Genomic DNA, 11,463 nt, shown 5'->3' on the forward strand with positions numbered 1-11,463 from the left:
AGGGGGCGGTCGCGGGCTCGGCCGTGTTGGGTAATATGGCGCCTCCCCGCGCGACCCCGACATGACGCCCGCTCTCGCTTCCCCCCTGATGGCAGCCCTGCTGTGGGCCCTGCTGCCCCTTTCTGCCTCGGCCCAGTTGCGCTACAGCTGCCGCGACAGCATGGGCAATGTCTTCTCCCTGTCGCGGCCCTGCCCGGCGGGTACGGTGACCACCGCCGCCGCGGCCGGTCCGCTGGAGCCCGCCGTGGCCCCCGGGCCATCGCGGTACGAGCCGCCGTCCCCGCCGCCGCTGCGCACCTTCCCGGAGGCGAACGAGTACCGGAAGTACATGAGTGCGCAGTGCCGTACGCTCCAGGACGCGGTCCGCTCGGGGCCTGCGCGCGGCCTGCAGTCCGATGTGCTGCACGGCCTGCGCCGAGAATACGAAAGAGACTGCAGGGAAGAGGAGCAGGAGGCATCCGCGCGGTTCTACCGCGAGCAGCGTGAGGTCCGCCAGCAGCGCCGCGAGGAACTCCGGCAGGCCGAAGCGGCCGAACTGGCGTCCCGCGCGGAAACCACCCGGCGGGCCGAGCAGTGCGCCGAGTCGCGCCGCATCCTGGCGGCGAAGCGGGCGCGTACCGATCTCACCGATGGCGAACAGAAGGACTTGAAGCGTTTTGAAGAGGTTTTTGCATCGCGCTGCCAGCGCTGACTGGTGCCGCCCCGGAAGCCGGCTGGCCGTATTCGGGCTGTGCGCCCTGGTGGCCGCCTGTGCGGTCGCGCCCGCTCCGGGCGACTCCTCCGCGCCTGCCGCGCCCGTGCCCGCTCCGGCTCCTGCCGCGCAAGACAAGGGCACGGCGGAGCGGCCTGCCAGGCCGGCGAAGCGCCCTTCCCGGAGCCCGGCTCCGGCGCCCGCGCCTGCCCCGGACGTCGTTGCCCCGGAGCGCGTGCCAGCCGACCGGCCCCGTGAACCGCAGGTGCCGGAGGACGAGCGCTCTTCGGGAACGGGGCTCGACCTGAACGGCGAACTGGCCGGCTTCGGCGAGGAGGGCATGGCCTCGTGGTACGGCGCCCGTTTCCACAGCCGCCGCACCGCCAGCGGCGAGCGGTTCGACATGAACGATTTCACGGCGGCGCACCGCACGCTGCCCTTCGGCACGCGCGTCTGCGTGCGCAGCCTTGTCACGGGGCGCTCGGTGCAGGTGCGCATCAACGACCGGGGGCCCCACTCGCCCGGCCGCATCGTGGACCTGAGCCGGGCGGCCGCGCAATCCCTGGGCCTGTTGGGCCTGGGCATCAAGCCGGTGGCGATCAGCCTGGCGCCCGCGGACCCGGATGCACCCTGTCCCGGCTCTCGGGACGATTCGGTCGCGCCGTGACCGGCCTCAGCCGCCCGATTCGAGGCTGTGGGCGGCGTGCTGCGCGTCCTGGGCCAGCAGTTGCGCCATCTGGGGCAGGGCGGGCTGCAGCGCCGCCTTGAGCGTGTAGGGCGGGTTCACGACGAACATGCCGCTCGCCGGCAGGCCGGGGCGCCGCTGCGTTCCGTCCGCTTCCGAGGTCATCTTGCTGGATTTCACCGTCAGGGTGGCATGCAGCCAGGGCTTGCCGGCGCGGGTGGCGAGCGTCTTCATCCGCCGCGGCAGGTCGTGGGCCTCGGGCCGTGGAATGATGGGGTACCAGATGGCATAGGTGCCCGTGGCGAAGCGCTTGAGCGCTTCGGCCAGCATGTCCACCACCTTGCCATAGTCGCTCTTGATTTCATAGCTGGGATCGCAGAGCACGAAACCCCGCCGGGAAGGCGGGGGCAGGAACTTGCGGATGCCCTCGAAGCCGTCTTCGTGCAGCACCGCCACCTGTCGCCCGGCGTCGAGCTGCGCGACGTTGCCCGCGAGGGAGCGCATGTCCGTGGGATGCAGCTCGAACAGCTTCAGCCGGTCCTGCGGGCGCAGCAGCCGGTGGGCGATGAAGGGCGAGCCCGGATAGACTTTCGCCGCCGCGCCGGTATTGAACTCCTGCACCATGTCCACGTAGGCCTGCAGCGCCGGGGCGAGTTCGGTGCCCTGGGGCAGCGCCGCGGGCAGGAGGCGGAGAATGCCGTCGGCCGCCTCGCCGCTCGTGGCCGCGTAATCGCCGTCCAGCCGGAAGAGGCCCGCGCCGGCATGGGTATCCAGCACGGCGAGCGCGGCGTCCTTCTGGGTGAGGTGTTGCAGGGTGGCGATCAAAACCGTGTGCTTGAGCACGTCGGCATGGTTGCCTGCATGGAAGGCGTGGCGATAGCTGAACATAGGCCCCGATGGTAACCAGCCCCGCCTGTGTCCGCCGAGGGGCGGGCCCTGGCGGCGAGGCAGTTTCAGGGCCCGTGCAAGCGCTTTGTTGCCCGTCCGCGGTCCGGTTGCTGCATGATGGCGGCCATCGGCCGCTCCGGCAGACACCGCCGAGCCGTGCCGGCCCCCTGGATTTTTGCTTTTTCCCTATGTCCGCTCCCACCCTCGTCACCGAACCCCAGAGCGAAGCCCACCACGTGGACGCCTTGCCCGCGGGATCCCGCCTTGGAGAATTCGAGGTGGTCTCGCTGCTCGGCGTCGGGGGCTTCGGCATGGTCTACAAGGCGTTCGACCATTCGCTGCTCCGGTTCGTGGCCATCAAGGAGTACATGCCCACGGCGCTGGCCGCCCGTGCGCAGGGGCAGTCGCTCTGGGTGCGTTCCTCCTCGCACGAACAGTCGTTCCAGGCGGGGCTCGCCTCCTTCGTGGCCGAGGCCCGGCTGCTCGCGCAGTTCGACCATCCCTCGCTGGTGAAGGTCTTCCGCTTCTGGGAGGCCAACCAGACTGCCTACATGGTGATGCCGCTGTACGAGGGAATGACGCTCAAGCAGGCGCGCGCCCACATGCGCACGCCGCCGCCCGAGGCCTGGCTGCGCAAGGTGCTCTGGTCCGTGCTGGGGGCGCTGCGGGTGCTCCACGAGGGCCAGACCCTGCACCGCGACATCTCGCCCGACAACATCTTCCTGCAGGACTCGGGGCTGCCGGTGCTGCTGGACCTCGGCGCGGCCCGGCATGCCATCACCGACCATTCCCACCGGCTTACGGCGGTGCTCAAGGTCAACTACGCGCCGATCGAGCAGTACAACGACGAGGGCAACGACCTGCGCCAGGGGCCCTGGAGCGACCTGTATTCCGTGGGAGCCGTCGTGCACGGCTGCCTGTGCAACGACACGCCGCTGCCTGCGACCCTGCGCGCGATCCGCGACCGGATGGTGCCGTTCTCCCGTGTCGCGAAGACCGTGAAGCGCCAGTTCGGCGTCGAGTATTCGCCGCCGTTCGTCGCCGCGGTCTCGCAGGCGCTCGCGCTGCAGCCGCAGGACCGGCCGCAGAGCATCGATGATTTCCTGCGCACCCTCGAGATGGCGGCTCCCCCGGAAGGCATGGAGCAATTCGACTTCCGCGCCGAACTCGGCGACATCTGGGTCGAGCCGGCCGATCGCCGTGCAGCAGGGGTGGCCGTGCCGATGATCGACATCACCTCCGTGCCGGCACCGATGTCGGGCCTGCCGGTGCCCGAACCCATGGCCGCGCCCGTGCTCGTTCCCGAGCCAGCCGCCGTCACCACGGTGCTGCGCCGCAGTCCAGACCCGGCTGCCGGGCCGGAGCGCTTGCCCCGTGCGCCGACCGCGGCCGCCGCGGGGGGCGACACGGTCTTCCTCGACAGCACTGCCGATGCCGGTGACTCCTGGTTCGGGCCCGCGGGCGCACACGGGCCGGGCGGCGCGGCGATGCCCGGGCCGGCAGGCGCGGCCGTGGCTGCGCCTGCGGCGGGCCGGAAGCCACGCATGTGGGCCCTGGCGGCAGTCGCCCTGGTGGCGCTGGGTGCGTCGGCGGCCGGCGGTGCGTGGTGGGCCGCTCGTTCGGCCGACGGCAAGCCGGCGGCCGTGGCCACCGTGGCGGCTTCGACCACCGTGCCGAGGACGCCCGAAGAGGAAATCATCACGGAAACGGTGGAGCCTCCGCCCGCGGCGGTCGCTGCGGCCCCGGCGGCGTCCTCCGCCCCGGCATCGCCGGAGCCCGCGCCGTATGCGGCGGCCCAGGCCGGACCCCGGTCGGCGGTGGCCTCGGTTCCCGGCGCGCCAATGGCTGCCGCGTCTTCCGCGCGCAACCGGCCGCCCGCCCGCAAGGCGGCGGAGGCCGCCGTGGTGGCCGCCCCCGCCGCGCCCGCGGCGTCCCTGGCGGCGGTGCCCGCGGCGCCTCCGAAGCCCGCGCCGCGCGTGATCGGCCCGGACGAGGCGTGCGCGGACGCAGGCTTCCTGGCGCGGCCGATGTGCATCCACCAGGAATGCCAGCGTCCCGCGGTGGCGAACCACCCGCTGTGCGTGGAGAACCGCCGCCGCCTGGAGGCGGAGGAGCGCCGCCGGCTGATGCAGCCCCAGTGAGCCGCGCGGTGCCCCGGGCCGCCTGCGATGCCGCACCGGGCCCAGAGGGGGATTTGCGGTGCTGCCCGGGTATTTCGTATAATGGCGGGCTTCGCAGCGAATTCCCAGGTCCCGCGGCGGAGCGCAAGACACCACCTAAGAGGCTTCCGTACAGAGAAGCACCGACCGTGGAAAAGGACCGCCAAACCCTCTTTTTGTGAAGAGAAACTCATGTCCACTTTCAGCGCAAAGCCCGCTGAGGTCGTGCACGAGTGGTTTGTGATTGACGCGACCGACAAGGTCCTCGGACGAGTAGCCAGCGAAGTTGCTCTCCGTCTGCGCGGCAAACACAAGGCCATTTACACGCCTCACGTCGATACCGGCGATTTCATCGTCATCATCAACGCCTCCAAGCTCAAGGTCACCGGCACCAAGTCCCTGGACAAGGTGTACTACCGCCACTCCGGCTATCCCGGTGGCATCACGGCGACGAACTTCCGCGACCTGCAGGCCAAGCACCCCGGCCGCGCACTCGAGAAGGCCGTCAAGGGCATGCTGCCCAAGGGCCCCCTGGGCTACGCCATGATCAAGAAGCTCAAGGTCTACGGCGGCGCGGAACATCCGCACACCGCTCAGCAGCCCAAGGCGCTGGAAATCTAAGGAGCCGACATGATTGGTGAATGGAACAATGGCACCGGCCGTCGCAAGTCCAGCGTCGCCCGCGTGTTTCTGAAGAAGGGTTCCGGCAAGATCACTGTGAATGGCAAAGACATTCAGCAGTACTTCGGCCGCGAAACCTCCATCATGATCGCCAAGCAGCCGCTCGTGCTGACCAACCATGTCGAGACCTTCGACATCCAGGTCAACGTGCACGGCGGCGGTGAGTCCGGCCAGGCCGGCGCCACCCGCCACGGCATCACCCGCGCCCTGATCGACTACGATGCAACGCTGAAGTCCGCACTGAGCCAGGCTGGCTTCGTGACCCGCGATGCCCGTGAGGTCGAGCGCAAGAAGGTCGGTCTGCATTCCGCACGCCGCGCCAAGCAGTTCTCGAAGCGCTGATCTTCGGTGCGCTGCACCTGGCCGCGAGGTTCTCCGGTGGAGCGCTTCCGGCCACGAAAAACCGCCATCATTGGCGGTTTTTTGCTTTGGGCGAACGCTTTTTGAAGGAGGGTTGACGCATGCGACTCAAGCTGCTGCGGCGCAGGCTGACTGTGAGCGCTCCGCGCGTGGCGATCCGCAACGCCATGCCCTGGCCCCTGCGCTGGATCCTGCTGGCCGTGTTCTTCGGCCTGTGCGCGGCCATCGCCCTGTGGGCCTTCGAGTTCGGCAAGAGCATCGCCGGCCTGGATTCCCGCTCCAGGGACGAACTGGTGCGGCTGCGCGAGGAAGTGTCGCGGCTGCGGGAGGAGACGCGTGCGCGCGACGAGGCCACCAGTGCCGAGGGTTCCCTGCTCACCGCAGAGCGCGCGGCGCTGGAGCGCGTGATGGCGCGCATGCGGCAGCTGGAAGCCGACAACCGCACGCTGCGCGACGACCTCGGGTTCTTCGAGAAGCTCATTCCCGCAGGCAGGGCCGATGGCGTGAGCATCCGGGGCCTGCAGGCCGAGGCCATGGGCGCGGGCCAGCTGCGCTGGCAGGTGCTGGTGATCCAGCCGGTGCGCAATGCGCCCCCCTTCAAGGGGCGCCTGGAACTGCTGGTGGAGGGGATGCGGGACGGCAGGCCCTGGACGCAGCCGCTGCCCGGTGGTTCCCAGGCGCTGCAGTTCGAGCATTACCGCCGCGTGGAGGGGGTGTCGGAAATTCCATCCGGCGCCGTGGTAAAAACCGTGACCGCGCGGGTCCTGGAGGGCAGTGCGGTCCGGGCCGCCCACCAGTTCTCGATGCAGTAACCGCCGGCGCGCGGCCGTCCCGCCAAGGAGGTTTCACCATGTTTTCCCGCAAGAAGCAGCCCCCCATCAAGAGCCTCATCGCGCACGGAACCCGCATCAACGGCGAGGTCGTGTTCGCCGAGGGCCTGCGCATCGACGGCGAGGTGGCCGGCGACGTGCGCGCGCAGGATGGCGAGCACGCCACCATCCTGGTGGTGTCGGAATCGGCCCGCGTGGAAGGGGCCGTCCATGCCGCCCACGTGATCATCAACGGCACGGTGGTCGGGCCGGTGCATGCGGCCGAGCTGCTCGAGCTGCAGCCCAAGGCGCGCATCACCGGCAACGTGCACTACAAGGCGCTGGAAATGCACCAGGGGGCCACCATCTCCGGGCAGATGAGCCCGACCACGGTGCTCATCGAGGAAAAGCCCACACTCAAATTGGCGTCAAAAGTGGGCTGAACGTCGCGAAAACGCCATTGCAGTACCATCGGAGACCATTCCTCCCCTCAGCCGGAGACACCCCCATGAGCGCAGTAGCCGAGAACATCCAGACCGAAATGCCCGCCCCCATCGTCTTCACCGACAGTGCAGCCGCCAAGGTGGCCGACCTGATCGCCGAAGAGGGCAACCCCGACCTGAAGCTGCGCGTATTCGTGCAGGGTGGCGGCTGCTCGGGCTTCCAGTACGGCTTCACGTTCGACGAGATCACGAACGAGGACGACACCACGATGACGAAGAATGGGGTCTCGCTGCTGATCGATGCCATGAGCTACCAGTACCTCGTGGGCGCCGAGATCGACTACAAGGAAGACCTGCAGGGCGCCCAGTTCGTGATCAAGAACCCGAACGCCACCACCACCTGCGGATGCGGATCGAGCTTCTCGGTCTGACCCCATCCCGGTGACAGCAAGCCGCCCCAGGGCGGCTTTTTTGTTCCTGCCTGTTCTCTCCCGCCAGACGCCTGCCCCCATGTCCCCCAGCGCCGCATCCGAACCGCCCCTGCCGCCAGGCCCCTCGCCAGACCGCCGCATCCTGCTGTGGATCGTGGCAGTGGGTTTCTTCATGCAGACGCTCGACGCGACCATCGTCAACACGGCCCTGCCGGCGATGGCGGCGAGCCTGGGCGAGAGCCCATTGCGGATGCAGTCGGTGATCGTCGCGTATTCGCTGACCATGGCCATGCTGATCCCGGCATCGGGCTGGCTCGCGGACCGGTTCGGCACCCGTACGGTGTTCCTGTTCGCCATTGCCGTCTTCTCGCTCGGCTCGCTGGCCTGTGCGGCATCGCGCCACCTGGGGGAACTGGTGGCGTCGCGCGTGCTGCAGGGGCTGGGCGGCGCGCTGCTGCTGCCCGTGGGGCGCCTGGCGGTGCTGCGCACATTCCCCCGGGGTGAATTCCTCGAGGCGATGAGCTTCGTCGCCATTCCCGGGCTCATCGGGCCGCTGCTGGGGCCTACGCTGGGCGGCTGGCTGGTGCAGAGCGCGTCGTGGCATTGGGTGTTCCTCATCAACCTGCCGGTGGGCTTGATCGGCCTGCTGGCGGCAGCCCGGTTCATGCCCGTGCTGCGGGCGGAGCGGCCCGATCCCTTCGACATGGCGGGCTATGTGCTGCTGGCCTTCGGCATGGTGTCCATCTCGCTGTCCATCGAGGCCGCAGGCGTGGTCGGGCGCGGCGGGGCGGCGGCGCTGGGCGTGGGCGGCCTGGTGGCGCTGGTCGTGTACTGGCTGCATGCCGCGCGGCACGAGCGGCCGCTCTATTCGCCGCACCTGTTCCGTGTACGGACGTTGTCGGTCGGGCTGCTGGGCAACCTGTTCTGCCGGCTCGGCAGCGGTGCCATGCCCTTCCTGATTCCGGTGTCGTTGCAACTGCTGCTGGGATACTCGCCCATGCATGCCGGCATGATGATGCTGCCCGCGGCCCTCGCGGGCATGGCCATCAAGCGGGTGGCGACGCCCTTGATCCGCCGGTGCGGCTACCGGAACACCCTGGTCGCCAATACCGCGCTGCTGGGGGTGCTGATGGCCAGTTTTGCGCTGCGCGAGCCCGGCTGGCCGCTGGCGTGGCAGGTGCTGCAGCTGGCGGCCTTCGGTGCCGTCAACTCGCTGCAGTTCTCGGCGATGAACACCATCACCCTCAAGGACCTGGACGGCGCCAGCGCGAGCAGTGGCAATGGCTTGCTGTCGATGGTGCAGATGCTGGCGATGAGCCTGGGCGTGGCGGTGGCGGGGGCCGTTCTTTCGGAATGGAGCCAGGCATACGGCGGCGCCGAGGTGCCCGGCGCGGTGCTGCACGCCTTCCAGTCCACTTTCCTGACGGTGGGCTTCATCACCATCGTTTCGGCGGCCGTGTTCTGGCAGCTGCCGCGGGAGGCGCGCACACCGCCCCGCGAGGGGCCCGAGGTGTCGGGGCAGGGTTGAAGGCAGTAGCCTGGCCGGGCCTCAGGCGGGGTAGAGGGCTCCGAGCACGCGCGGGCCGGCGGCCCCCGTCACCTGGGGCAGGTTGCCAGGCAGGTGGCGCAGGGCGCGGTGGGCCAGCCAGGCGAACGCGGCGGCTTCGACCTGCTGCGGCGGCAGGCCGAAGGCGTCCGTCGTCTGGACTTCGACCCCGGGCAGCAGGGCGGCCAGCCGGCGCATCAGCAGGCCGTTGCGGGCGCCGCCGCCGCACACGGCGAGCTGCCTTCCGCCCTGGCCGTGGCTTTCCATGGCCATCGCGCAGGCGCGGGCCGTCAGTTCGGTCAGCGTGGCCTGCACATCCCGGGGCGGCAGCGCGGGCAGTTCCTGGAGATGGGCCTGCAGCCAGGCCGCGTTGAACAGGTCGCGCCCCGTGCTCTTGGGCGGCGGCTGGTGCAGGTACGGTTCCGACAGCAGGCGTTCCAGCAATGCGGGCTGTACGCTGCCCTGTGCGCCCCAGGCGCCGTCGGCATCGTAGGGCTGGCCGGTGTGGAGGCCGCACCAGTGGTCCATCAGCGCGTTGCCCGGTCCGCAGTCGAAACCCAGGACCCCGCCCTGCGCGCCGAGGACGCTGAGGTTGGCGATGCCGCCGATGTTCAGCACGCACACCGTGGTGCCCGGCCGGCCGAACACGGCCTGGTGGAAGGCCGGCACCAGCGGCGCGCCCTGGCCGCCCGCGGCCACGTCGCGGCTGCGGAAGTCGGCTACCACGGCGATACCGGTGCGCTCGGCCAGCAGGGCCGGGCTGTTGAGCTGCAGGGTGTAGCCGGTGCCGTCGAAGAAGCCCGGGCGGTGCCGCACGGTCTGGCCGTGTGCGCCGATGGCCTGCACATCGGCCGGATCGAGTCGTGCGGCCTGGAGCAGCCGCTGGACCACCTCGGCATAGATGGCCGTCAGCGCATTGGCCGCCAGCGCAGCACGGTGCAGCTCGTCCGCCCCGCTGGTGTTGAGCGCCAGCAACTCGGCCTTGAGCGCATCGGGCAGCGGCGCGGACGCAAAACCCGCGACCCGCAGCGGCGTTCCCTCCTCGAATTCGACCAGCGCCCCATCCACCCCATCGAGCGAAGTGCCCGACATGAGCCCGATATAGCGTTCAGTCGTCGTGGGAGATGTCATGGGGCCGGCCGGGATGGAAGGAGAAAACAGCATAAAACATGCCGCGGCTTCTAAAACCTGACGCGGCTTTCACGCCGGCGCGGCCTGAGACCAGCAGGCGCCACGGAACCGGCTTTGCCGGGCCGTCGGCGTCGTCCCCCTTCCCGGCGAAGCCGAGAGAAGGGGGAAGCGGCGCAGCCGCTCAGGGGGATGTACCCCCTTATTGCGCGCCGGCCTGCTGCACCTGCGCAGCCGAGGCCAGTTGCACGCGCATGTTCGAGGCCAGGCGGTTGAACGCGGCGCGAGAGGCGGCCGATACCGGCTGGGCCGCCGCGCTTTGCTGCGCGAGCACCATCGGATCCTGGTGCTGGCCGTTCACGCGCGATTCGAAGTGGAGGTGGGGCCCGGTCGCCCAGCCCGTCGCGCCGACGGCACCGATGGTCTGGCCCTGCTCCACGGCCTGGCCCTTGCGCACGTCGATGCGGCTCAGGTGCGCATACACCGTCACGTGCTGGTTGTTGTGCTTGATGTAGATGACGTTGCCATAGCCGTTCTGCACGCCGGCGAAGTCCACCGTGCCGTCCCCGACGGTGCGCACGGCCGTGCCGGTGGGCGCGGCGAAATCCGTGCCGAGGTGGGCGCGCCACTTCTGCAGGATGGGATGGAAGCGCATCTTGAAGCCGCTGGTCACGCGCGAGAACTCCACCGGCGAGGCGAGGTAGGCGCGGCGCATGCTCTCGCCTTCCAGCGTGTAGTACGAGCCCTTGGATGCCCCCGGCTCCTGGAACCAGACGGCGTCGTAGGTCTTGCCGTTATTGTGGAACTCGGCGCTGAGCACGCGGCCGCTGCGCAGCGGTTCGCCGTCGGCCTCGAGCGTCTCGTACACCACCGAGAAGCGGTCTTCCTTGCGCAGCGCCCGGTGGAAGTCGATGTTGCTGGAGAAGACTTCCGCCAGCTGGATGGCCACGCCGTCCGGGATGTTGGCAGCATCGGTGGCCGCGAAGAGCGAACTGCGGATGATGCCGCCGGCCAGGCGGTTGCCCACGGTGAGGGGCGCCGTCTCGATGCGCGAGGCGAACGTGCTGCCCTGGCGCTCGACCACGAGGCGGCGGAAGTTGCCGCTGTCGTCCTGCACCCAGCGCGCCGTGAGTTTCACGAGCCGGTGGTCCTCGGTGGTTTCTGCGGAGACCGAGCGGCCGCCGCGGCCCAGCAGAGTCTGGCGCACCTGGCCGTCGCTGCGCAGGAAGGCTGCGGCCTCGGGGTCGGCCACGCCCAGGCGCTGCAGGATGGCCTCGGCCGTGTCGCTGCTGCGGGTCTGGTCGGTGCGGTAGAGGGAGTAGCTGGGAATGTCCACCAGCGCGGACAGCGGGCGGTCGCCCGCGAGGGACTCGACCGGATACTCGACGGTGGTGCGGGGCAGGTCGCCCGGATCGGGTGCGAACGACGCCACGGCGAAGGCGCCACCTCCGCCGGTGAGCAGGACGGCCGCGACCGCGGCGGTGATGCGTTTGGGATGGGTCTGGGCAAAGCGCGAGAGCCGATCCAGCAATGCAAGGCCGGCGGAGGTCAAGCCGTTGTTCAAGAGTCTGTTCCCCAGGGTGAAGCGCATGCGGGCCCATGAGGGCGGCATGCGAGGAATGTCCGTGGTTGCAGCGGCAGG

General features: G+C 69.8%; 12 protein-coding genes. 9 read left to right on the top strand and 3 right to left on the bottom strand.

Annotated elements, in window-relative coordinates; genetic code table 11:
• The first annotated feature begins 61 nt into the window (after positions 1–61).
• The gene (locus T336_RS0115035; RefSeq protein ID WP_026433173.1) at positions 62–691 is read left to right on the top strand and encodes a hypothetical protein; all 630 of its coding nucleotides are present in this window, start codon (positions 62–64) and stop codon (positions 689–691) included.
• On the top strand, positions 669–1,358 hold the full coding sequence (locus T336_RS27395) for a septal ring lytic transglycosylase RlpA family protein (protein ID WP_244883960.1): 690 nt from the start codon (positions 669–671) through the stop codon (positions 1,356–1,358). Before T336_RS0115035 ends, T336_RS27395 begins: the two co-directional genes overlap by 23 nt.
• 6 nt (positions 1,359–1,364) lie before the next feature.
• Here the strand turns inward: T336_RS27395 and T336_RS0115045 are convergent, their stop codons facing one another.
• Positions 1,365–2,264 carry a 23S rRNA (adenine(2030)-N(6))-methyltransferase RlmJ gene (locus T336_RS0115045; protein ID WP_026433175.1) on the bottom strand — a complete coding sequence of 300 codons (900 nt, stop codon included), beginning with the start codon at positions 2,262–2,264 and terminating at the stop codon, positions 1,365–1,367.
• A gap of 188 nt (positions 2,265–2,452) precedes the next feature.
• Here T336_RS0115045 and T336_RS0115050 point away from each other — a divergent pair, with 188 nt between their 5' ends.
• The 7 genes from T336_RS0115050 (at position 2,453) to mdtD (ending at position 8,675) form a co-directional block, all read left to right on the top strand.
• Positions 2,453–4,405: a serine/threonine protein kinase gene (locus T336_RS0115050; protein WP_026433176.1), complete on the top strand. Its 1,953-nt coding sequence runs from the start codon at positions 2,453–2,455 to the stop codon at positions 4,403–4,405.
• Positions 4,406–4,615: 210 nt separating this feature from the next.
• Positions 4,616–5,044 (top strand): 50S ribosomal protein L13, encoded by a 429-nt coding sequence (gene rplM, locus T336_RS0115055; protein WP_011797080.1) that lies wholly within the window; start codon positions 4,616–4,618, stop codon positions 5,042–5,044.
• 9 nt (positions 5,045–5,053) lie between these two features.
• A complete protein-coding gene (rpsI, locus tag T336_RS0115060) occupies positions 5,054–5,446 on the top strand; it encodes a 30S ribosomal protein S9 (protein ID WP_011797079.1) in 393 nt (130 codons plus the stop codon).
• Between the two features lie 119 nt (positions 5,447–5,565).
• Complete coding sequence (locus T336_RS0115065; protein WP_026433177.1) at positions 5,566–6,276, top strand: DUF6776 family protein; 711 nt, start codon at positions 5,566–5,568, stop codon at positions 6,274–6,276.
• Positions 6,277–6,314: 38 nt separating this feature from the next.
• On the top strand, positions 6,315–6,716 hold the full coding sequence (locus T336_RS0115070; protein ID WP_019702815.1) for a bactofilin family protein: 402 nt from the start codon (positions 6,315–6,317) through the stop codon (positions 6,714–6,716).
• A gap of 65 nt (positions 6,717–6,781) precedes the next feature.
• Positions 6,782–7,147 (top strand): iron-sulfur cluster insertion protein ErpA, encoded by a 366-nt coding sequence (gene erpA / locus T336_RS0115075; RefSeq protein WP_011797076.1) that lies wholly within the window; start codon positions 6,782–6,784, stop codon positions 7,145–7,147.
• 79 nt (positions 7,148–7,226) lie between these two features.
• Entirely contained in the window at positions 7,227–8,675 is a 1,449-nt protein-coding gene (gene mdtD, locus T336_RS0115080) for a multidrug transporter subunit MdtD (RefSeq protein ID WP_035226155.1), read from the top strand.
• Between the two features lie 21 nt (positions 8,676–8,696).
• Here the strand turns inward: mdtD and T336_RS0115085 are convergent, their stop codons facing one another.
• Positions 8,697–9,824, bottom strand: coding sequence for an anhydro-N-acetylmuramic acid kinase (locus T336_RS0115085; RefSeq protein ID WP_026433179.1), 1,128 nt, complete (start codon positions 9,822–9,824; stop codon positions 8,697–8,699).
• A gap of 199 nt (positions 9,825–10,023) precedes the next feature.
• A complete protein-coding gene (locus T336_RS0115090; protein WP_026433180.1) occupies positions 10,024–11,385 on the bottom strand; it encodes a M23 family metallopeptidase in 1,362 nt (453 codons plus the stop codon).
• Positions 11,386–11,463: the final 78 nt, after the last annotated feature.

Origin of the sequence: Paracidovorax oryzae ATCC 19882 (genome assembly GCF_000687165.1) — a bacterium.
Lineage (GTDB): Bacteria > Pseudomonadota > Gammaproteobacteria > Burkholderiales > Burkholderiaceae_C > Paracidovorax > Paracidovorax oryzae.

Excerpts from the sequence above, each read along its gene's own strand:
- T336_RS0115035 (WP_026433173.1), top strand. The coding sequence starts at position 62 with ATGACGCCCGCTCTCGCTTCCCCCCTGATGGCAGCCCTGCTGTGGGCC.
- T336_RS0115045 (WP_026433175.1), bottom strand. The coding sequence starts at position 2,264 with ATGTTCAGCTATCGCCACGCCTTCCATGCAGGCAACCATGCCGACGTG.
- T336_RS0115050 (WP_026433176.1), top strand. The coding sequence starts at position 2,453 with ATGTCCGCTCCCACCCTCGTCACCGAACCCCAGAGCGAAGCCCACCAC.
- rplM (WP_011797080.1), top strand. The coding sequence starts at position 4,616 with ATGTCCACTTTCAGCGCAAAGCCCGCTGAGGTCGTGCACGAGTGGTTT.
- rpsI (WP_011797079.1), top strand. The coding sequence starts at position 5,054 with ATGATTGGTGAATGGAACAATGGCACCGGCCGTCGCAAGTCCAGCGTC.
- T336_RS0115065 (WP_026433177.1), top strand. The coding sequence starts at position 5,566 with ATGCGACTCAAGCTGCTGCGGCGCAGGCTGACTGTGAGCGCTCCGCGC.
- T336_RS0115070 (WP_019702815.1), top strand. The coding sequence starts at position 6,315 with ATGTTTTCCCGCAAGAAGCAGCCCCCCATCAAGAGCCTCATCGCGCAC.
- erpA (WP_011797076.1), top strand. The coding sequence starts at position 6,782 with ATGAGCGCAGTAGCCGAGAACATCCAGACCGAAATGCCCGCCCCCATC.
- mdtD (WP_035226155.1), top strand. The coding sequence starts at position 7,227 with ATGTCCCCCAGCGCCGCATCCGAACCGCCCCTGCCGCCAGGCCCCTCG.
- T336_RS0115085 (WP_026433179.1), bottom strand. The coding sequence starts at position 9,824 with ATGACATCTCCCACGACGACTGAACGCTATATCGGGCTCATGTCGGGC.